This is a genomic window from Shewanella sp. GutDb-MelDb (genome assembly GCF_002836075.1).
Taxonomy (GTDB): Bacteria; Pseudomonadota; Gammaproteobacteria; order Enterobacterales; family Shewanellaceae; genus Shewanella.
Map to the genome: position 1 here is coordinate 1 of NZ_PJBM01000107.1, position 22,602 is coordinate 22,602.

A 22,602-nucleotide genomic window follows, 5' to 3' on the forward strand; every position below is an offset into this window, starting at 1 on the left:
ACACGCTCCAGTGTCGGCGTCAAGGGCTTATATTAAGAAGTTATTCAAGTGCTGATTTCTTAATCACTAATGTAAAAAGCTATCAAACCCGAAGCCCTTAAAGCGCTTGTCACCTGAGTCTCATCTCCGAGAAGATTTAACTCTCTAACACCGCTGCAAGTCCCGTGCTACCTAGCGTTTGCTAAGAGCGATTGGCCTGCTGTACCGTGTCAGTGGGTGCGAATTATAGGGGGTTTCTGAGAGAGCACAAGGGTCTTTCTTCATAAAAATGAAATAATCACGTCAACCGCATAGTTACCAAACGATACGTACAAAAAAGGGGCTAAAATCGACTTTTTGGCGTCAACTAATACTGACTCAGTACTTATCTATTATAGGGATTGCACCTAAAAGTCTTGTATTGGGCGAGCTAACTGCATTGTCATCGACGACTATAAGGAAAGAGCAAGTCCAACAGACACTCATATATCTACATAAGGTCTTTTGTATTCAGTCTAACGGAAATACGTTATTAAGATAATGTTATAGAGGACGTCAAGGAGTAACTCTATTGTAAGTCACTCCAACGATGAGGCGGTACATTTTACAGATATCAATACGAGGTCGAGTTCTTTATTTAGTTAGCCGCAAGATAAGCGGGTACATCAGCAATTGAATCCAGCACCACTGTCGCGGCGGCAATTGCTTCATCAGTGACTGATTTACCTGTACGCACTAATATACGTGTAGGAACTCCGGCAGCTTTAGCCGCTAACATATCATCTCTTTTGTCACCCACCATCACCGATTGACTTAAATCAATTTTCAGAAACTGAGCTGCTGTGTTTAGCATCCCCGGTTTTGGTTTGCGGCAATCGCAGTCAACTTTATACTCACCAATGCCCTTTTCTGCATGATGAGGGCAATAATAGATACCATCGAGCTCAACACCTTTATCAACAAAGTTCCAATCCATCCACTCTGTTAACGTATGAAACTGATCTTCAGTATATAAACCACGTGCAATACCAGACTGATTCGTCACGACCGCAAGAATAAACCCTGCTTCTTTTAGCGCGACGCATGCTTCAAACACGCCTTCTACATATTCAAAATCATCGACTTGATGTACGTAGCCATGATCTATGTTGATTACACCATCTCTATCTAAAAATACTGCTCGCTTCACTATGCTGCCTCTCTATTTTCCAATGACGGTTATTATTTCATTCATTAAACGAAATTGCACCGTGAACTTGCTATCAATCGCCTAATACCGTGTAATGGATAAAATATACATTACCAACTATAGAAAATATGAATATGCTCAATACATGTCGCCAAAGGCGCACCGAGCTGCTTGAGCAGCTACCCAATAACAGTTTAGTGATCCTTGCAGGCTATCAGCAGAAAGTTCGCAGTAAAAATATCAAATATCACTTTAGACAGGATAATGACTTTCTCTATTTGACCGGGTTCAAAGAACCAGACGCGATCGCTATATTGGTCAAACACGAAGTAAGCGAATATCTGCTATTTTGTCGCCCTAAAGATCCAGCGCAAGAAGTCAGTTTTGGTACTCGAGCAGGTGTTGAGGGCGCAGTTGAGCATTATGGTGCAGACAAAGCCTATTCAATCGCACAGTTTGAGCAAACCTTATTACCACTTCTGCAAAGCATCACTACACTCTATATAAGTGATGAACTCGGGCGATTCTCATCATCACTTGTCCGTTGGACAAACAATCAAAGGTTGACCGCGCCATTTGATACTCCAAAGAATTTCATCTCTATCACACCATTGGCTAAAATGTTACACGCAAAGCGTGTGGTAAAAAGCCAAGCTGAAATCATTAAGATCCGCAATGCCGTAGCAGCATCCACCTCGGGACATAAAGCGGTAATGCAGGCATGCCACCCCGGCATCAACGAACGAGAATTATCCTCACTATTTGATTTCACCATTGCCAAATATGGCTGTAACGACGTTGCCTACCCTAATATTGTGGCTGGCGGTAATAATGCCTGTTGCCTGCATTATGAAGAGAATTGCAATGAGCTGCAGGATGGCCAGATGCTACTTATCGATGCCGGCGGTGAATATGAGCACTATGCCTCCGACATAACCCGTAGCTATCCGGTCAATGGCAAGTTTACCCCTGAGCAGAAAGCCATTTACCAATTGGTGTTAAATGCACTGGATCAAGCTATAGCAATAGTACAGCCTGGCTCGATATGGATTAGCCTTTATGATACTTGCATGCAAGTGATGGCAAAGGGCCTTAAAGAACTTGGATTATTATCAGGCTCGATTGAACACATTATGACAACAGAAAGCTATAAACGCTTCACGGTACATAAAACCGGTCACTGGCTCGGCATGGATGTACACGATGTAGGCCCTTATCACGATGATAAAGGCAACTGGCGCACGCTAGAAGCAGGCATGGTATTCACCATAGAGCCCGGTATATACATTCCTGAAGATGCACTCGATGTCCCCGAAGGCTATCGCGGCATGGGGATCCGTATCGAGGACGATATTATGGTGACAGACAACGGCTCTGAAAACTTATCCGCTAATGTACCAAGAACGATTGACGATATTGAGCGTATTATGTGTAAATAATAAGGTTTACTGGCTCATTTTTTATCAACAGAGCGTCAGCAGCTTGTCTGCCATGACGTCAACCCATTGCTACATTGCTAGCTCGTTAGAACAGGAATTAACGTATCAAACGTAACGTACCACTTTATTGTTCTCTGGCTGCTGTCACTATCGTTACAGGGTTATTCTCTAGGTCTGCATTCATACCGCTACCCGATTTTATCTCTTTATACGCAGGTGATGCACTGTGGGGACTAATGGTTTTCTGGCTAATGGGGCTCATCATACCCAACGCTAATATTAAGTTAGTTATAATATGTGCTTTAGTATTTTCGTTCTCAATAGAGTTTTCTCAGTTATATCATGCCGCTTGGATTGACGAAATTAGAAGCTACAAGTTAGCTGCGTTAGTACTTGGGGTTGGGTTTCAAACGAGTGACTTGATATGTTACACCGTCGGCGTTTTGTTTGGTGCATTGTCTGAAACAATGTTGATAAACAAAGGGCGGGGAATAAGCAAAGGAACCAACGGTACTTCATTGCTGTGAACTAAATCAAAAAAGGAGCGACTATTCGCTCCTTTTTATAATCTATCGGCCTAACTACCTACTTACAAAATGACCAAACTATCCATTTATCTACCTTAGAAGATCGATACCTTTAACCCTAAATCAACATTCACGACTAACTAAATCGATCGATACGATAAGGATTAAGATCGATATCAGCTTGCTCGCCTAATACTTCTTGCGCGAGGAGCTTTGCGCTAATTGCCGACCACGTTAAGCCAAGGTGCTGATGACCGAATGAGAAAAACACATTAGCTTGTTTTTGACTGCGGCCCAATACTGGCAGACTATCTGGCATCGAAGGCCTAAAGCCCATCCAACGCTCGCCATCAGTGACGACTGCATCCGCAAATAGCTCAGGTAATAACGCCTTACCATGAGGGAACAGACAATCGGCGCGAGCATTCACAAGTGGAGCTTTCAAACCACCGAACTCAACAGTACCAGCGAGTCGCGTCCCTCCTATCATTGGCGTGATAATGAATTTGCGATTATAGGAAGTCACAGGCCGAGAAAGGCTGCTTTGTTGCGGCATCATTAAATGATAACCCCGCTCAGTTTCCAGTGGAACCGAATAACCTAACTGCTTGGCAAAGGGTTTTGACCATGCTCCAGCGGCAATAACCAATCTATCAGTTTGTTCGCTGCGGCCAGAACTCATATCCAGTGTTATGCTCGAATTAGTGTTCGCAGTGTTGATATGAACTAACTCCTCAGTGACCAACTTTCCGCCTAATTCTGTAAACTTAGCCGCCAACGCTTGGCATAAACGGTAGGGATCTGCTGTGTGCCCTACGTGAGTAAAATACAGACCATGGGTGATCGTATTGCTTAATGAGGGTTCCAGTACCCTCACCTCATCGCCGTTAAGTAACTTCACATGTATGCCAGCTTCAGAATGTACTCTAAATTCTTTTTGCACATCGCTGATGGGGGTATCTTCAAACACCAATAAGCTACCGTTTAAGGTCAGTAATTCTTCACAACCACAAAATGCGGTGAGCGATTTCATTGCCGCTATCGCATCTTGATTAAGTGCCTGAATCGCTCTGCCATTTCTAGCTCTTCGCGACGGCAACATGTTGTGTAAAAAACGCATAAACCAAGGTAAAGCTTTAAAAAAGTACTTTGGTTGAATGCGAAATGGCCCTAATGGGTCGATTAACATGCCAGGCAATTTTGCTAGCATGGCTGGATCGGCTAAAGGCAATACCTGTTCAGCAGCAAAGTGGCCTGCATTGCCTTTAGAGGCTCCTTCGCCCACGCCTTCTTTGTCAATGATCGTGACATTAAAGCCTACACGCTGCAGTTCTATAGCTGCGGCTAAGCCTACAATGCCTGCCCCAACAATGGTGAGTGTACCGGGATGATTCTGATTGTGGTTATTCATTTACTGTTCTCTACTCCATTCTCACTGCAACGCTTAACGCGACGACGAATACAACTATCAATACAATCATTAACGCAACATAAAGCCTTCTTGGAATACGTCATCAGGGTCGACAAAAAACTGATGTTTTCCGGTAATATAAGAGCGACCAGACACTTCAGGGATCACCGCTTTTTTATCATAAAATATCGATGTAGCCGTCGCGCTGACAATCATTCTGCCATCAACGATACTTTCGATCATTAATGGACATTTTAGCTCAACTTCACCTTTTGCGTGCAGTAGCGCAATGCGCCCAGCGACCCCCGTCCCTGTTGGCGAACGGTCCACTTCCCCATCCGCAAAAATACACACATGACGAGAATGAGCTTCTTGATTAGTCACCAGCTTCGATGTGAAAATGATGCCATACAGAAAACCTAAATCATCCTCAACAGGATGCACTAGATAATGGCATGCCATTATCGCAAGCTTTATGCGTCGCCCCATATCGATTAACTGCGCAACATTGTCTTTGCTACAACTGATACTGTAGGCATCAGCATCGACATAGGCGTAATATGCGCCGCCAAAACCGATGTCATAGCGCACCTCACCAAAACCTTCCACATTTACAGTACAATCCAACGACTCAGCCCATGAGTCGACATTTTTAAAGCTCGCGTGAATTTTACCTTGCCCATCTCGATAAGCTTTAGCGGTAATTAACCCCGCTGGCGAATCAATCTTTATCACTCTCTCGGCATCATTTAGCTCAATCGCCCCAGTGGTGCACATCACCTTTACTAACGCAAGAATGCCATGACCACACATTGAACTGTAGCCTTCATTATGTAAAAACAACACCCCAAAATCAGCATTCAATGTCACTGGTTCGGTAATGAGTGCGCCGTACATATCTGCATGTCCACGAGGCTCATGCATGAGCAGTTTTCGGTAAACGTCCCAGTTTTGGGTGACATATTTGCGCTTATCTAAAATAGTTTCACCTTTTATTGCTGGGTATCCAGAGATAATAATGCGAAGAGGTTCTCCCTCTGTATGTGCATCTATTGTTTTGAATTCTGAATAAGTGCTTGCCAGCTCTGGACTGATATCAATTTTTTTCATTTTGATGTTTTCTCTTGACAGTTTTGCATATTGTATACAACAATGCGAATGTAGTTTAGTTACTCCTAATCGCGTTGTAGGGTCTATTATTTTGTCTATTCACGTATACAATATCCCATAACGAACCATAATTTCAAATGTAAAAATGCAGTAATAGAGGCTTAATATGAATGTAAATTGGCAAGGTGTTTTCCCCGCTATCTCGACTCAATTTAGTGAAGATGGTTCGATCAATTATGAGTCAAATGCTCGTATGCTCGAAGATCTTATTAGAGATGGAATTGACGGGATTATTGCTTTAGGCACAATCGGAGAGAATGCATCTCTAAGCCCAGAAGAAAAACGTGAGTTCATCAAACATACTGTCGAAACCGTTAAAGGCCGTATTTTAGTATTATCAGGATGTACTGAGAACACCGCTGAGCAAGCATCTCTTTATGCTCAAGATGTAGAGAAACTTGGCGTCGATGGTCTAATGTTACTCCCTGCAATGGTTTATCGTGGTACAGACCGCGAAGTTGTTGCTCATTACCAAACCGTTGCACGTTCAACAAATTTACCCATCATGATCTACAACAACCCTGTGAGTTATGGCATAGACATTAATCTTGAGATGACCGCCATTCTTGCAGAAGAAGACAACATTGTTGCAATCAAAGAGTCGACCACTGACACACGTCGTTTAACTGAATTGCAAAGCCGTTTTGGTGAGCGTTTCAGTATTCTATGCGGTGTTGATGATATCGCACTAGAAAGCTTACTTCTTGGCGCAACGGGTTGGATTTCAGGTCTAACAAACGTATTTCCACGCGAATCAGTCGCACTCTATAAGCTTGCACGAGCTGGACGTATTGAAGAAGCGCGTGAGATCTACCGTTGGTTCATGCCGTTACTAAGACTTGATACCATTCCAACACTGGTTCAGTGCATTAAGTTTGCAGAGCAAATCTTAGGCCGCGGTAGTGAAAATGTGCGTATGCCACGCCTACCATTAATAGGTGAAGAGCGCGCTTACGTTGAGCAAGTTATTGCACAAGCACTTGAAACTCGCATTGATCTAAACAAGTACAACATCGACTAAACCAAAGTCATAACTCCAAGCGCTGAGCCTTCATTTAACAATGGCTCAGCACACTAACAATAATAATGGAGCTATATACATGCTGAAAGGCACTTTTTTTTGCATTGATGCACACACTTGCGGCAATCCAGTGAGACTGGTGACCAGTGGGCACCCTCATCTTATTGGTAATAACATGAGCGAGAAAAGACAGCATTTTCTTCGCGAGTACGATTGGATCCGTAAAGGACTTATGTTTGAGCCCCGAGGCCACGACATGATGTCAGGTGCCTTTCTCTACCCGCCATGCTCTGATGATGCTGACGCGTCAATATTGTTTATTGAAACCAGTGGCTGCTTGCCCATGTGTGGACACGGCACCATTGGCACGATTACGTCAGCCATTGAATCTGGATTATTAACGGCGAAAACCCCCGGAAAACTCATCATCGATGTCCCTGCAGGCCAAATAAAAATTGATTACCAAAAAACTGACGAAAAAGTCGATTGGGTAAAGATATACAACGTTCCAGCCTATCTTGCACATCAAGACCAAGTTTTAGACATTCCAGGTCTAGGTCCATTAAAGGTTGATGTGTCGTATGGCGGTAACTACTACGTTATTGTCGACCCGCAAGAAAACTTCCCCGGATTACGTCACTGGAGCGCTGCAGACATTCTGCGCTGGAGTCCCATTGTTAGGGCCATTGCTGATGAACAATTAACCTGTATTCACCCCCATGATCCAACCGTAAATGGCGTAACACATGTGCTTTGGACTGGCGATACGATCTCTTCTGGTTCCGATGGTGCAAACGCAGTCTTTTATGGTGATAAAGCCATTGACCGTTCACCCTGTGGTACCGGTACCAGTGCGAGACTTGCACAGCTCTATGCTAAAGGACAACTACACGTGGGTGATGAGTATACCCACGAGAGCATTATCGGTAGTCAATTTGTTGGACGAATAGAATCTGCAGCACAAGTAGGTGATTACCGAGGCATTATGCCAAGCATTAAAGGCTGGGCCAGAATGACGGGCAACAATACCATCACTATCGACGATAGTGATCCGTACGCATTCGGTTTTCAGGTCGTGTGATCAACAATTAAATTAATTAGCATGTAAGCTCAGGAGCAAATATGACGGATTTAGTAAAGGTAGCAATTAGTGGTCAACACCTCATCAATGGTGCATGGACTGACGAAGCATTGCAATTTAGCAGTATGAACCCTGTAATCAATGAAGCCACTGAGTGGCAATTCGCTAATGCGACATCACAAATTGTCGACGCTGCTGTTAACGCCGCAAAACAAGCTTTCACTTTATATAAGCGTACCACTAACGACAATAGAGCTGACTTTTTAGACGCTATTGCTGAAGAGATCCAATCTGATATTGCTGCGATAACTCAAACAGCTCATATAGAAACGGGCTTACCCATGGCCCGCCTACAAGGTGAAACTGGCAGAACTTGCGGACAACTCAAATTGTTTGCGAGTACATTAAGAACACCGATTAACAATGTATTGGTTGATCTTGCCAACCCAGACAGACAACCTCTGCCAAAACCCGACACCAGACTCGGCACCTTACCTATTGGTCCTGTTGCGGTTTTCGGTGCATCAAACTTCCCGTTAGCGTTTTCTACTGCCGGTGGTGATACCGCTGCAGCACTTGCTGCTGGCTGTAGTGTCGTCGTAAAAGGACACCCTGCTCACGCTGCAACCAGCGAACTCGTTAGCCACGCAATTGCACGAGCTACCGAACGTTGTCAAATGCCTGCAGGTGTATTTAACCTTATACAATCAACAGAGCCAGAATCATCGACGTTATTAGTTAGCCATAGTGCGATTAAAGCCGTCGGCTTTACCGGCTCACTAAAAGTCGGTCGAATTTTAGCGGATCTTTGCGCAGCAAGAGCAGAACCGATTCCATTTTATGGTGAACTAGGCTCAATTAATCCACAGTTTTTACTTGCTGAGTTACTAACACAACAAGCAGAAAGCCTAGCGACGACGCAAGTTCAATCGATGTTAATGGGACATGGTCAGTTCTGTACTAGCCCAGGCGTAGTGGTGGCAATACAAGGAGAGGCGCTCAATCGCTATCTCGCGACAGTCGCAGAGAAAATCTCACTGGAGTCTGCCGCAAGCATGTTAACCGCAGGCATTGCTGCGACCTATCAATCACAAGTCGAAGCACTGCTTAAGAATAAGCGTGTACAGCTAATATCACAGGGTAAGTCCTCACCAGCAAACCACTTTACACGCCCAGCCGCGGTTAAAGTCACCGCTGAAGATTACTTAGCTTCAAAGACGCTTCAACAAGAGGTATTTGGCCCCTTCGCTGTCATTGTAGCCTGTGAAAACCAAGCACAAATGGAGTTAATAGCGGATCAGATGGAAGGTCAATTAACGGCCTCAATTCATGGGCTAGATAATGAGTTAGCTGAGCAAGCTCAATTAATCGAATCGGTCTCGTATAACGTCGGCCGTTTGATATTCAACCAAATGCCGACAGGCGTTGAGGTCTGTCATTCAATGAATCATGGCGGCCCCTATCCAGCGAGTACGGATAGCCGTACAACCTCTGTTGGTACACAAGCAATGTCTCGATTTGAACGACCTTTGTGTATACAAAACATGCCAATAGCACTCATGCCACAGAAGCAGAGAGAAGAGCAAGCCAACATTACCACTTTCTAAATATTTCAAAATATGTACAGGGAAACAAGTTGTTTCCCTTTCATTCTACTTATTTAAGCGTTAACCTAAGAAAATCATCTTGAATAATTAACATAAAAACAGGCTATATGAGCAGAAAAACTCCTATCGTTCATAAAACACGTACTCAAGTTGTCGTCGAAGTATTAAGGGAAAAAATTCTCTCTGGAGAAATCGCTGCGGGTATGCCATTACGCCAAAGTGCCTTAGCCGATGAAATGAATGTGAGCAGGATCCCAGTACGAGAGGCATTGCTGCAATTAGAAGCTGAAGGGTTAGTTAAGTTTGAAGCACATAAAGGCGCTACAGCGACTATTTTATCTGCTGTTCAAGTCACTGAACTATTTGACTTAAGAGCGTTAATCGAAACAGATCTATTGGCTAAAGCAATCCCCAATATGACTGAAGATGACCTAACGGAAGCTGAAGGTATTTTGGACTCGCTTGATGTGGCATTTCAAGATAAAGACCAAATAGAACGCTGGAGTGGATTAAATTCTCAATTCCATACCTGTTTATACCGCGCAGCAGACAAACCTCATACCATTGAAGTCGTCAATGGGCTGAATACCAACTGTGATCGGTATGTCCGCTTACAGCTATTTTTAGCGAGTGGTATTCCTAAAGCACAGCAAGATCATAGAGAATTGCTAGACTATTGTAGGAAGGGTGACGTTGATAACGCTGTTGAACTGTTACGCAGTCACATCCTTCATGCTGCGGCAGCTATTAGAGTTTTAGTTGCTCAACAAGAGGGCTAGCTCACTGTTGAGCGTTAAAAGACTTGTTAAGCTTTACTTATACTGATTGACAAGGCAGAGCGCAGGTTCTGCTTTTTTATTTTTGAGAGATAACCTAATGCAGTACGCCACGATTACAGGTTGGGGAAAGTGTGTTCCGCCCGCTACCCTAACAAACCATGACCTTTCAACATTTATCGAAACCTCTGATGAATGGATTAAATCTCGCACAGGTATTAGCCAGCGTCATATTAGTCATGTAAACACTTCTGAGCTTGCCTCTGTTGCCGCTCAAAGAGCACTTGCTGCCGCCGGTATTGAGGGTAGCGATCTAGATATGATAATTCTAGCAACCGCAACACCTGACACACTGATCCCAAATATCGCTTCAACGGTTCAAGCGAATGTGGGTGCAACTTGCGCAGCCTTTGATATCAATGCTGCATGCAGTGGTTTCCTTTATGGCGTTGGCCTAGCGAGTTCACAAATAAAGAGCGGCCAATGCAAAAAGGTGCTCGTCATTGGTGCAGAAAGACTGTCGTTCTTTTTAGATTGGTCACGACGCGACACCGCCGTTTTATTTGGTGATGGTGCCGGCGCGGTTGTATTAGAAGCAACAGATGAAGCAATTGGTATCTTAGGCTATGAGCTGAATAATGACCCTGCTGGCAGAGACATTCTTAAAGCCGGTTTTGGTACTGCAATGGATCGATTTGACGCCGCTTCACTCGATTTTTATATCGAATTTAACGGTCAAGAGATCTTTAAACGTGCCATTGCAGGCATGGGTAAGTTAAGTACTAAAGTGATAGAGAAATGTGGCATCGATAAGGAAGATATCGATTGGGTGATCCCTCATCAAGCTAACGAGCGTATTATTGATACTCTGATTAGCCGCATGAAAATTCCAAAAGAAAAAGCCATTGTGAATATTGCAAATTATGGTAATACTTCTGCTGCAACTATCCCTATTGCGATTTGTGATGCGCTAGAGCAAGGTAAAATCTTACCAAATCAAACCATTTTATCTTGTGCATTTGGTGCAGGATTGACCTCGGCCGCAGCCTTAATTAAATGGGGTGACAGAGTGACTCCAATTAATATTAGTGATGCAGAGCTGCCACCTTGTGATAAAACCGGTATTGAACTGGTGAGCAAAGCGGTAAAGCATTTCTGTAAATAGCCTAGCCAGAAACACCGTTTGTTTAAAAACACCGACCTAAACCGTCGGTGTTTTTGTATCAAATGATAGCTTCGTCCCAATAGACAGCTTCTTCAAAGTACATTCCAATTTCATTGTTGAGTTTACTAAAACTCGATAACGCCTTCTCTTCGCCACTTAAACAATGCCACACAAATCGATGACAATTATTGTCTAACAGATCATATTTTCTATAGGTAAATATTGCCTGTTGTGCCCGGGCTAAAACCTGAGACCTCACTAAAGGTTGGTGAAGATGATTACACGCTTGAAAAATCTGACTGCCACTTCTGCCGACCAAAAAGCGCTTAGTTGAAACGGCGCGTACTAACCCACTTCCATGTAACTCAACTAAGGTGTCGTCCCCTAGCCAAATTCCCGTGTGTTCAATGACGCCAAAAACAAAACAGCAAATAATCGAGCCCGGCTCGAGTTGAACTTTCTTATCGCCAGTATGCCATAAGCTAGGACCAAGTTCGGCATTGGCACCCCTGGTATGATCAGACACAGCCTTACCGTGTAATCGCTTCGTCGCGATGTCTTTTTGATTTTTACGTTCATCAGCAATCAAAGCAGCACCAATTGCTGCAGCTCCTAACCAAACCAAGGGTAATGGCATAAAAATCCCTATCGCGCTAATGACACTTAATATCAAGTAAGTTATAGAACAGTGCTTAATTTAAGAAGCCTAAAAATGTAAGCAAAACTACCTGTAAATTATAGTCATCATATTCATCTCTTGAATTTAAACGTCAATATGACAATAGTAATGACGAGCGAGCGAGGGCTTACAAGCGAAATTAACGTACATTTAATCTGCATAACAACCCCAGTATCATTGAATAAAATCAACTAATACACTACTTTATAATAAGTAGTGTATTAAGGAGTGACATATGAAGGGAATCATTTTTGCTGAGTTCTTAGAATTAGTCGAAGACACGTTCGGATTAGAGATCTGTCAACAGATCCTCGATGAAAACCAAAACGACGGTGTTTATACCAGTGTAGGCACGTATGACCACCATGACCTCATCAAACTCATCGTAAGCTTAAGTAAACTAACTGGGATATCTATTGAAGACCTACAAGAGGTTTACGGTAAATCCGTCTTTATCACCTTGTTTAACAGTATGCCTGGCCTCGAAGGCAAGTCAGACTCCACCTTTAGCTTTATCAAAAGCGTGGAGGAATATATTCATATAGAAGTCAAAAAACTTTATCAAAATGCCAACCCACCTACTTTCAACTTTATTTCAGCCACTGAAAGTCAATTAGTCATGGATTATGTGTCCGCACGCTGTATGTCGCATGTCTGCCTAGGGCTGATTCGAGGCTGTGCTGAGCATTTTGGTGAAAACATTGAAATTACAATGGAGCCAATAACAGAAGACCAATCAGAAGTCCGATTTACCATCACTTATGTTTAAACAGTGAGGCGATGCACAATCTATGCTCAACGATGAAATCCAAGCATTAACCAATAGAATTGAATTGCTTAATCGAAAAATAATCCGAGAAAAAGCAGCAAAAAAGGCAGCTGAAGTCCTGCTGGAAGAAAAAAGTAGAGAACTTTATAGTGCAAAACAACTTGTCGAAGACTCACTCATTCATATAAAAGAGCAGTCTAAGCAAGGCATGGCTCTGCTGCATTTTAAAAGCCATTTAGAATCAATTTTACTCGATTACAATCAACTGCTTTTGCAAAAACCTATCTCCAATATATTATTACAGCGCTTACTTGATGACCTGATTGGCATTGAAAATATTAAAGCGAGTCGTATCCGCTTCAAATCACCGATAAAAGAAAATGTTTTTGATACTTTTTTAGCCGGTAACAAAGCCCTGATCCAACCTATTTCAACCGCAAACCAACCATTATGTTGGTCTGATGATCATCAGCAGATTAAGCTTATCATCAAAACTGAAGCCTCTATCTTAGGCAGTCTCACACTCGTTATTGAATCCCCAACCTCATGGCAAAATACCGTTGAGAAACAGCTTCTGCTATTCTGTGACATGATCAGCGCAGCACAACGACGACAAGAGTTATTAGAAAATACCATCAAGGAGAAGTTGCGCGCAGAGTCTTCAGAGCAGTCTACTCGTGATTTTGTCGCGATGATTAATCACGAATTAAGAACCCCACTTAATGGTCTATTAGGCTCCGCTGATCTGATGCTTGATACATCGTTGTCGAGCTATCAGCAGCAACTACTCAATACCATGCATCAGTCAGGCGAGCTATTGCGGGTGATTATTAACGACTTGCTTGATCTCAGTAAAATGAGCGCTGGGATGCTGCAGATTGTAAAGATTAATTTTTCTCCTGAGAAATTGTGCAAAATGATATTCGATATTTTCAAACAGCGCACCGATGAGTTCGGGCTGTTATTTAACTACCATTATCAACAATCAATTCCACAGACATTAATTGGTGACCCAGATCGTATCAAACAGATCTTAGTCAATCTTATTGGCAACTCGATAAAGTTCACCAGACAAGGTGAGATAAAAGTCGATATCTATTGGGCCGAGCAAGCACTGTGTTTTACGGTCCAAGATAGTGGCTGCGGGATCCCAGAAGACAAAATACCGACACTTTTTGACCCTTTCACTCAAGTGAATAACTCGAGTAATCGAGCCTATGAAGGCACTGGGTTAGGCCTCGCAATCTGCAAACAGTTAGTTGATGAAATGAAAGGAGACATCAGATTAACATCGACCCTAGGTGAAGGTAGTTGTTTTGATGTTTCCTTACCCCTAGATATCGCTAAAACAAGCGTATTAAATATCAAACAACCTCAAGCTCAGTATCCTATCGAGACACTGGACGTATTGGTCGTGGAGGATAGTAAAGTTAACCAAATGCTGATTGAAATGATTTTAGCTAAATTCAAAATAACCCCCGCCATGGCTAATAATGGTCAAGAGGCGATAGACTTCCTCGCGAACAATAGCGTTGATATTATCTTTATGGATTGCAGAATGCCGGTCGTGGATGGATTTGAAGCAACAACTTTACTGCGCGACAAAGGTTATACCAAACCCATCATAGCCTTAACGGCTAGTACAACCTCGGTGGAAACTGAACAATGTTACCACTGTGGAATGGACGAAATAATCAATAAACCTTATCAACAAGAAGATATCAAGAGTGCACTGATAAAATGGGGACACATTATTGATGCTGCAAAGCAGTAAGTATTTATCCAGTCTTTATGGACGAGTTATTTAGCGAATAAGATCAAACAAACTCAACTCATCTTGGCCTGCTATCCCCGCCATTTGAGCTAAGAGCAACTCACCACAAGCCAATGCATCAACCGTCGCATTATGCGCAGCATATATTGGCAGACCATAGCGGCGCCGACATGCATCTAGCCTTAAAGAGCCTTCTTTAATGACATCATGTTGCCGTAATAAGCGGCTTCGCTCTAGAGACATTGTATCTATTGCAAGAAAAGACATTCGTTCACCTAGACTACGATGAACCTCTGTTTTAAGAAAACACATATCTAAAGGCGCATGATGCGCCACTAACACATGGCCTCGTGTTTGATTTAAAAACCAGACCATTGCCTCTTTAGCTGACGTCGCTGTTGCTAACTGTCTGTCGACAATGCCGTGTATTATCGCGCTATCGCCAACGCTACCTTCAATACTCACCAATTTATGTTGTGCTTTTTCAAGCTGCAACATCCCATTGTAAATAGGCACCAAGCCAATACTTAAAATCTGGTCACATTGAGGATCCAGACCCGTCATTTCTAAATCTAAAGCCATCAGCGGAATTTGTGACAAAGGCTTTGATACATTATCCAATACGGCACGGTAATAGGCTTCAATGGTCTTATTAACCGCTTTGAAGATACGCCAGCGCAACTTGCTCTGTAGATAAAGGCTTTTCAAAAGAATTAGTAACTCCGCATCATTTTCAACTTAAGCCCTACTTGTCCATCGTGTACCACTTTAAAGGCATCTCTTAATTGATGCCGTACTAAAGAAGAGACGTCTTTAGGCATTAGATAGTTGGTCACCGGTTTTGCATGAGTGTACTGGTAACCTTGATTAGATAGCCGCATATGCGCGATAAACTCATGCGCATCAGCCAAATTAAGTGCATCGTTGCGGTTAATGATATTTTGATCCATTAGCGCTCTAATTCGTTTAGCGGTGTTAACCTCTTTAATGCCAGCAGACAATGCATACACCCGTGCAATATCATTAATCAACGCATTACCTTTGTGTTTTAGATCAATCCCTTTGACCTCAGTTCCATCACGCTCCAACACAAACTTTCTGAAAAAACCGAGGGGGGGTGTACTCGTTAAAGAATTACCGGTCAGACCTGCGAGGAAAATATCATTACCTTGAGTATTTTTAAGAACATCATCTTGTAATCCATCAAACAAAGATTGAGGTCCAAAAACAGAGCGCATATCAAAAAATATACTGCAGTGCATTAGCGCTTTAGGATCCGGTGTATTAACCCACTTATCAAATACAGATCGCCAACCATTAAGTGACATTCTCCATTTAGGATTTTGCGCCATAATGTCACCAGGGCAATAAATATAACCACACTCATCAAGCCCAGCACAAACCGCCTTCGATAACGCTTCAAAATAACCTTGTGCTGCAGCATCCGGTTCATGGGCAAGTAGTAAACCATTATCTTGATCTGAACATGCCGCTTGATCTTGCCTACCCTGAGAGCCAAACGCTAACCAACAAAATGCCATAGGTGCTTCACCTAACAGTTGCTGATTTAATACAATAAGCCGCCTTGTTAATGCATCAGTGACCGACGTTAACACTCGCCCTATCTCCTCTGCTCTTGCATCGGCACTGATCAGGTTTTGCAGTAAAAGAGGGATCTGTTTACTGACTTGAATCAAACTAGCAAGATCTTTTTGCCGCTCAATTTCGCCAATCAACAATAAAGGCTGTGAACTCTGGCCGCGTAAAATATCAGTACTGGTAATCACCCCTTTTGCCTTACCATTGTCGACCACGGGCAGATGATGAATATTATGTTCACTCATCAACAGCATCGCTTCAAATACCAGAGAGTTTGATTCAATTGAGATTGGTGTGGTTGTCATTGCTTGATGTACAGGAAGGTTACCATCAAAGTTTTCGGCCAAAACACGGTTACGTAAATCTCTATCGGTTAAAATACCGACGAGCTTATTATTATCAATAACCAGTACGGAAGAGACGCGCGACTTTCGCATACACCTAGCCGCATCAGCAACGGAGGCTTTCATGTCGATCATTAGCGGAGAATTAGACATTAAGGTGGTAATACGGCTAGTCGTTGTCAGCTCTTTTGCTTTAAATCGTCCTTGATGCCTTAGGCGCTTTGCAAACGCCTTATTAAAGAATCGATCGAACTCGCGGCTTTTAGTGCGCAGTAGATTAAATATATCAGGCGGTAAATGGTAGACCAGGCCATCTTCTAAAATAGCGACCCGATTACTGGCCTGCTCTCCAGATAATAAAGACGGAAAGCCAAAATAATCGCCCTCGCCGAGCCTATCTAATAGCTCACCATTAATATCTCTGACTTCGAACGCGCCACTTCTAACAATATAAAGTTGCGGGTGTGACGGGTCTAAAGGAACAAAATTTGCGGCTTTACTGTAGTAGCCGACCGTTAAGGAACGGCAGCAACTCGCCAACGTGGCTTCATCAAGCGACTCAAAGGGTACGCTTTGTTGTAAAAACTGCATGATGGGTTGTAATTCGCTTGCATCCATTTAACCACTCCCTAGCTCACATCCTCTATATTCAATGACCACTATAGCGTTTACTCCAATGCTAGGACTATTCGACCAAAGGCCAGTTATAGACATAAAAAAAGAGCGCTTAATGCGCTCTTCTTATTCTGCTTACAAATTAGGAACTAGTGATCTTGTGCTTCACCTGAACCTTTAGGGAAACGAATAGACTCAACCATGTCCACAACATCTTGTGGTATGGTTGCCGTGACTTTAGTGACACCAAAGGCGACGGCAAAGTTAATCATCATACCCAGCATACCAATACCTTCTGGCGATATCCCAAGGAACCAATTATCACTGGTGTTTGCACTTGGATTAACAAACTTGAAGTAAACAATATAAGCCGCAGTAAACAGTAGACCCGTTACCATGCCTGAGATTGCGCCTTCCTTGTTAACTGTCTTAGAGAAGATCCCCATGATAATAGCTGGGAACAGTGACGATGCCGCCAGACCAAATGCTATCGCAACAACCGCCGCGACAAAACCAGGTGGATTAATACCGAAGTAACCTGCCATCACAATCCCCAATGCAGCTGCAATTCGGGCGTACAACAGTTCCTTCTTATCTGAGATATCAGGCATTAAGTTTTTCTTCAGCAAGTCATGCGATACCGAAGTCGAGATCACCAGTAGAAGACCCGCAGATGTCGATAATGCAGCAGCCAAACCACCCGCAGCAACCAGCGCGATAACCCAAGCAGGAAGATTAGCAATTTCAGGGGTCGCTAGAACCATGATATCGCGGTCAATCTTCATCTCATTTTCTGCACCCTTGGCATAGTAAATCTTGCCGTCTTCGTTCTTATCATCCCACGTAATCAGTCCAGTCTTTTCCCAGTTCTTAATCCACTCAGGTGCCGTTTCATAGGCAACTCCAGTAGACTCAGGGCCATTAATGGTTTCAATCATGTTGACACGAGAGAACGCGGCTAATGCTGGAATAGTGGTGTACATAATAGCGATAAAGACTAATGCCCAACCCGCTGATACACGCGCATCTTTTACTCTAGGTACCGTAAAGAAACGTACGATTACGTGAGGAAGACCTGCAGTACCGAACATCAAAGCACCCGTAATAAAGAACACATCTATCATGCTCTTTGAACCTTCAGTGTATTGCGAAAATCCGAGTTCAGCAGATAACCCATCCAGCTTATCAAGAAGATAAACCCCAGTGCCATTGCCCGCAGCATCGATTAACTCAGCCCCAAAACCGATTTGAGGGAAAATGTGGCCAGTCATCATCACCGAGATGAAAATAGCGGGCACCATGAAAGCAAAAATAAGGACGCAATACTGTGCAACTTGAGTGTAGGTAATCCCTTTCATACCGCCTAAAACAGCGTAGAAGAACACCACCGCCATACCGATATAAACACCGGTTTCAACCTCAACCTCTAAGAATCTTGAGAATACAACGCCTACACCACGCATTTGACCCGCGATATAGGTGAAACAAATGAAGATGGCACACACCACCGCCACGGTACGCGCAGCTTGTGAGTAATAACGGTCGCCAATAAAGTCAGGCACGGTGAACTTACCAAACTTACGTAAGTAGGGCGCCATGCAAAGCGCTAGCAGAACATAGCCACCCGTCCAACCCATTAAATAAACTGAACCGTCATAGCCGGTAAATGACACGATACCCGCAAGTGAGATAAATGATGCAGCCGACATCCAGTCTGCTGCGGTAGCCATACCGTTCATAACAGGGTGAACACCGCCACCCGCCACATAGAATTCTTTTGTTGTACCGGCTCGAGCCCAGATAGCAATACCGATATAGAGGGCAAATGTTACCCCTACAATCAAATAAGTGAGTGTTTGTACATCCATTTCATAGCTCCTTTAAATAAGTTCTTTGTAATTAGTCTTCATGCACATCATATTTTTTGTCTAACGCATTCGCCTTCGCGACATAGACAAAAATAAGCGCAACAAACACATACATAGCACCCTGTTGTGCAAACCAGAATCCCAACTTGAACCCCATGAAATGGATTTCATTGAGTACATCTACTAATAAAATACCGCACCCGAATGATACTGTTGCCCATATGGCTAACAAACCGAGTACTAGGCGTAAATTTTCACGCCAATAACCTTCTGCCTTCTCGTTGCTTTCAAAACTCATAGCGACTCCCTTGTGCTGATTTTTATATTAAGTCAGGGTTTAATCTAGCAAGCATGCGGCGAACAACAATCGCGACCTTAGTCTAACGCTAACGGCAACCACAAATGATAATGATAGATAACATAAACATTACAACAAGATACAAGTTTACGTGCACGTAAACCAAGCTCGTTTATCGAACACTTAGTTAGACCAAGGTATTAGCCATTTTTATTGTATGAGCTGTAGCGCGTCGCGAGATTTGGCAAAAAATTTCACATGGTTTGGCAAATGAGACTGTTTCTCATCCTAAGAATTCTGTAGCGCGTCGCTTGGTTTGGGGATTAGTTTCGGATGGTTTGGGAAGTAAAGCCAGCTAGCCTTCGAATGAAGACTGATTACATTGTCTTAGTTTAAATTTGAGCTTCTGGCTGAATGGGTATTTTGAGGTGTGTTTGAAAATCATTCCTGCATTGTGTTATCTATCGCTTGCAGCGTGCTCATATGCAGATACTTCTGTGACACGCTGCAAGTACATCCTTGTAAGCTCGACGACAGCATCCTTGCTGTCAACGGCCACAGCTGCATCTACACCTGCTCATCTGCCTCTTCGATTTGGCTGTAATGGGTTGAGTTTCTTAACTCTTTTTTGCACCAAAACGATTCAGTCATACATGCCCAACCAAGCTCCGCTTGATTAAGGTCGTGGCGCTTCGCCCACACCAGAGCAAGAAGGACTGCTCGTCTGATGTGAATTGATTCACAAATGCCGCGATGGCATGGTCAATGATGTTCCCGACATCATATAGACATTTCCCATATCCATATGGGTCAGATGCCAAAGAGCGGCCTATCCTCCTTGCATCCACCATGACGCCCCCGACGAAGTTATCTCCCTCGTACTTATTCGAAATAACCTAACACTTCCGATGGGGTATTGGTGTTTTATGATTATGTTGTGGAACGGGAACTTTTGTGTTCTTAAATTTAAATCTCAAATGCTGAGAGTTTGCGCTTTTATAACCCAGTGTAGATGCGGCTGATGCCTGCGAAAACAGGCCAATTCTGTTCCCTACAGAATTTGGCATTCCCTCCATCCTTGGAGGTCAGACGTTTTCGTTGAGCCTACAAGGATGTGTTTACGGCGAGTCTCAGTAGCGTCTGCACATACGCCGACCGCATGTCATTGGAACCACTTTGGTCAGCAGCTAACGCATTTATGCCCCATTACGTGTTTTACATGGATATATCTCGAGGTTTAGCCGTTTGTATTTAACCTCAATAATCTAACCTCCAATACAGTGGCCAAATTCGCTATACCACTTCACAAAGCCTGATTTAGCAGAGCGTTGTTTTTCAAGTACGCTATTGGACAGATATTAATAGGTTCACTGAGCAAGCATTAATAGATAAGAAAATATAACTTCATCAGGTTGAATTAGACATTTCTGTGGCATTGAAAATGCTTATAACAAGCCTCTTATACGCAACTAAATAACCCACTGCTTTAGTTCGCTTAGTTCCCGCTAGCGCATTCCATCGTTCATCTAGACTGCATGTGTATGGACATTCCAGCCCTAATTATTGCCAAAAACAACTTGCCTGCCAGTTCTGCACCGCTTCTATTACAAAATCGAATAGTACATGGTGGTTATAAAGCTTCGTTATCAATTAAATTATCAACATTGATTAGGCTTAGTAACCAAGTAAAGCCGAAGCGTTCCATTTACAACTTAGTCGCGGCACAGCCCGCAAAGGAATTAACAATGAAAAAAGCAATCTTAGCAACCGTCCTAGTAGCAACAACTTTTGGAGCTGCATTTACAGCCTTTGCAGCAGATAAAGTCCCTTTGTCTAAGTTTTATGAAGGTTACACGGTAGAAGAAATTCCAGCCGATGCATTCCAACAGTGGCCTTATTACACATACGCATCAGCACATATTGCAGACTTCTTACGTTACGGCGTTCACAAGCTACCTGCATCTGATAACGCAGTAAAAGTTGAGCGTATTGGTGGTTTTGAGATCTCACCTGAGCTACGAAAAGTCCTGGTCGATACTCAGGTTAAGGCTTTCGTAGTAATGAAAGATGGTAAGGTTCTAGCAGAGCACTTCGATAATGGCTTTAAAGCCGGAATGCTAAATAACTTGCAATCGGCCTCTAAGACTTTCGTTGGTGTATTGCTCAGCCACGCTGTTGACTCTGGCAAGCTTTCACTCGATGAGATAGCTAAGACTTATTTGCCAGAGCTAGAAGGTTCTATCATTGGTGAAGCGACTATCAGCGAATTGGCATCAATGAACTCAGGTATTGAACCATTAAGCGACTACCACACACCAGGCTCTAATGGCTACGAGTGGGAAAAAGAAATCGGACTGCAAAATGCAGGTGAACCCATTGGTCATTTGAATGCTATCAAGGCTGCTAAAGCAACGTCATTCGAGCGCGGAACTAACTGGGACTACACTGACCAAAACTCAGATACGCTAGCACTCATAATCGCTAAGGTTGAAGGTAAGCCATTTGAGCAGTTAATTTCTGAACTACACAATAGTTACGGTGGTAATAACGAAATTCAAATTGCTAAAACGTCCGATGGCACAACGTCTCCATCATACGGGATCAACATAAGCGCATACGATTATGCATTATTCACTGGATACATTGCACAAGGCAAGGCGGGTAGTTCTTTCTATAAAGAGTTAAAGGACTCATCTAATGACGTACTTAACGTTACACCTGTAATTAAAGATGTATTTGCCGCTGCAAGCCCTACAACGTACGACATGCAGTCTTATACAATGCTAGATCAGGACATCATCTACTCTCATGGTTCATTCGGCCAAACTGGCTTTGCTGACATTAAATCTGGTTACTCAGTAATCTACCTATCGGACTGGTACACAAATACAGACGTACCGAGCCTACAAAAGCAGTTAATCAATGCAGTTGATGTGATTAACGAGTTGCGTACTAAGTAATACTCATTTCGTCAACTAAGTGGTCAGTAATGACCAAGCTAAAAAGCAGAGTGATACCACTCTGCTTTTTGCTATTGAGGCAGAAATATTGTTGGGGGTTCGTCAGAGTCTGGCCCCACTTATTACCCCTCACTCACTTAAAAAAATATGACTCCATCAGGTTGAATTAGACATTTCTGTGGCATTGAAAATGCTTATGAAAGCCTCTTATACGCAACTAAATAACTCACTGTTCTAGTTCTCTTAGCGTACTCCATCATTCATCGAGCTAGCATGCGTATGGACATTCCCGCCCCAATTATTGCCAAAAAGGATTTACCTGCTATTTCCG

19 protein-coding genes are annotated in these 22,602 nt (G+C 43.1%); 10 read left to right on the forward strand and 9 right to left on the reverse strand.

The genetic code is table 11. The features are described from left to right. Positions 1 to 616: 616 nt before the first annotated feature. Positions 617 to 1,168 carry a D-glycero-beta-D-manno-heptose 1,7-bisphosphate 7-phosphatase gene (gene gmhB / locus CXF82_RS01700; RefSeq protein WP_101092171.1) on the reverse strand — a complete coding sequence of 184 codons (552 nt, stop codon included), beginning with the start codon at positions 1,166 to 1,168 and terminating at the stop codon, positions 617 to 619. A 134-nt stretch (positions 1,169 to 1,302) separates the two neighbouring features. Here gmhB and CXF82_RS01705 point away from each other — a divergent pair, with 134 nt between their 5' ends. Next, complete coding sequence (locus CXF82_RS01705; RefSeq protein WP_102043577.1) at positions 1,303 to 2,607, forward strand: aminopeptidase P N-terminal domain-containing protein; 1,305 nt, start codon at positions 1,303 to 1,305, stop codon at positions 2,605 to 2,607. 124 nt (positions 2,608 to 2,731) lie between these two features. Here the strand turns inward: CXF82_RS01705 and CXF82_RS22450 are convergent, their stop codons facing one another. Beyond that, complete coding sequence (locus CXF82_RS22450) at positions 2,732 to 2,872, reverse strand: hypothetical protein (RefSeq protein ID WP_198553534.1); 141 nt, start codon at positions 2,870 to 2,872, stop codon at positions 2,732 to 2,734. Here CXF82_RS22450 and CXF82_RS22745 point away from each other — a divergent pair. After that, a complete protein-coding gene (locus CXF82_RS22745; protein ID WP_374702350.1) occupies positions 2,859 to 3,134 on the forward strand; it encodes a ribosomal maturation YjgA family protein in 276 nt (91 codons plus the stop codon). The genes CXF82_RS22450 and CXF82_RS22745 overlap by 14 nt on opposite strands. A 136-nt stretch (positions 3,135 to 3,270) precedes the next feature. On the opposite strand, the gene CXF82_RS01715 is transcribed toward CXF82_RS22745, so the two are convergent. Both CXF82_RS01715 and CXF82_RS01720 read right to left on the reverse strand, forming a co-directional pair. Beyond that, positions 3,271 to 4,545, reverse strand: a complete 1,275-nt coding sequence (locus tag CXF82_RS01715; protein ID WP_102043574.1) for an NAD(P)/FAD-dependent oxidoreductase — start codon at positions 4,543 to 4,545, stop codon at positions 3,271 to 3,273. A gap of 69 nt (positions 4,546 to 4,614) precedes the next feature. Further along, a complete protein-coding gene (locus CXF82_RS01720; protein WP_101092168.1) occupies positions 4,615 to 5,655 on the reverse strand; it encodes a proline racemase family protein in 1,041 nt (346 codons plus the stop codon). A 166-nt stretch (positions 5,656 to 5,821) separates the two neighbouring features. Here CXF82_RS01720 and CXF82_RS01725 point away from each other — a divergent pair, with 166 nt between their 5' ends. From CXF82_RS01725 to CXF82_RS01745, 5 genes are all read left to right on the forward strand, one after another. Beyond that, the gene (locus CXF82_RS01725) at positions 5,822 to 6,736 is read left to right on the forward strand and encodes a dihydrodipicolinate synthase family protein (protein WP_101092167.1); all 915 of its coding nucleotides are present in this window, start codon (positions 5,822 to 5,824) and stop codon (positions 6,734 to 6,736) included. Between the two features lie 79 nt (positions 6,737 to 6,815). After that, complete coding sequence (locus CXF82_RS01730) at positions 6,816 to 7,817, forward strand: 4-hydroxyproline epimerase (protein WP_101092166.1); 1,002 nt, start codon at positions 6,816 to 6,818, stop codon at positions 7,815 to 7,817. Positions 7,818 to 7,858: 41 nt separating this feature from the next. Further along, positions 7,859 to 9,424, forward strand: a complete 1,566-nt coding sequence (locus CXF82_RS01735) for an aldehyde dehydrogenase (NADP(+)) (RefSeq protein ID WP_102043575.1) — start codon at positions 7,859 to 7,861, stop codon at positions 9,422 to 9,424. A gap of 107 nt (positions 9,425 to 9,531) precedes the next feature. Continuing rightward, entirely contained in the window at positions 9,532 to 10,203 is a 672-nt protein-coding gene (locus CXF82_RS01740; RefSeq protein WP_101092164.1) for a GntR family transcriptional regulator, read from the forward strand. Positions 10,204 to 10,300: 97 nt separating this feature from the next. After that, on the forward strand, positions 10,301 to 11,365 hold the full coding sequence (locus tag CXF82_RS01745) for a ketoacyl-ACP synthase III (RefSeq protein WP_101092163.1): 1,065 nt from the start codon (positions 10,301 to 10,303) through the stop codon (positions 11,363 to 11,365). 58 nt (positions 11,366 to 11,423) lie between these two features. On the opposite strand, the gene CXF82_RS01750 is transcribed toward CXF82_RS01745, so the two are convergent. Then, positions 11,424 to 12,002 (reverse strand): lecithin retinol acyltransferase family protein, encoded by a 579-nt coding sequence (locus CXF82_RS01750; RefSeq protein ID WP_102039753.1) that lies wholly within the window; start codon positions 12,000 to 12,002, stop codon positions 11,424 to 11,426. A gap of 277 nt (positions 12,003 to 12,279) precedes the next feature. Here CXF82_RS01750 and CXF82_RS01755 point away from each other — a divergent pair, with 277 nt between their 5' ends. Together CXF82_RS01755 and CXF82_RS01760 are read left to right on the forward strand one after the other, a co-directional pair. Further along, on the forward strand, positions 12,280 to 12,813 hold the full coding sequence (locus CXF82_RS01755) for a heme NO-binding domain-containing protein (RefSeq protein ID WP_102039752.1): 534 nt from the start codon (positions 12,280 to 12,282) through the stop codon (positions 12,811 to 12,813). 22 nt (positions 12,814 to 12,835) lie between these two features. Next, on the forward strand, positions 12,836 to 14,587 hold the full coding sequence (locus CXF82_RS01760) for an ATP-binding protein (protein WP_102039751.1): 1,752 nt from the start codon (positions 12,836 to 12,838) through the stop codon (positions 14,585 to 14,587). A gap of 30 nt (positions 14,588 to 14,617) precedes the next feature. On the opposite strand, the gene CXF82_RS01765 is transcribed toward CXF82_RS01760, so the two are convergent. From CXF82_RS01765 to CXF82_RS01780, 4 genes are all read right to left on the reverse strand, one after another. After that, positions 14,618 to 15,295, reverse strand: coding sequence for an exonuclease domain-containing protein (locus CXF82_RS01765; RefSeq protein ID WP_102039750.1), 678 nt, complete (start codon positions 15,293 to 15,295; stop codon positions 14,618 to 14,620). A gap of 5 nt (positions 15,296 to 15,300) precedes the next feature. Beyond that, the gene (locus CXF82_RS01770) at positions 15,301 to 17,148 is read right to left on the reverse strand and encodes a DUF294 nucleotidyltransferase-like domain-containing protein (RefSeq protein WP_102039749.1); all 1,848 of its coding nucleotides are present in this window, start codon (positions 17,146 to 17,148) and stop codon (positions 15,301 to 15,303) included. A 146-nt stretch (positions 17,149 to 17,294) separates the two neighbouring features. After that, entirely contained in the window at positions 17,295 to 19,013 is a 1,719-nt protein-coding gene (locus tag CXF82_RS01775) for a sodium:solute symporter family protein (RefSeq protein ID WP_101092157.1), read from the reverse strand. Between the two features lie 31 nt (positions 19,014 to 19,044). After that, complete coding sequence (locus CXF82_RS01780) at positions 19,045 to 19,311, reverse strand: DUF4212 domain-containing protein (RefSeq protein ID WP_101092156.1); 267 nt, start codon at positions 19,309 to 19,311, stop codon at positions 19,045 to 19,047. A gap of 1,745 nt (positions 19,312 to 21,056) precedes the next feature. On the opposite strand from CXF82_RS01780, the gene CXF82_RS01785 reads away from it, so the two are divergent. Then, entirely contained in the window at positions 21,057 to 22,271 is a 1,215-nt protein-coding gene (locus CXF82_RS01785) for a serine hydrolase domain-containing protein (RefSeq protein ID WP_157822931.1), read from the forward strand. Positions 22,272 to 22,602: the final 331 nt, after the last annotated feature.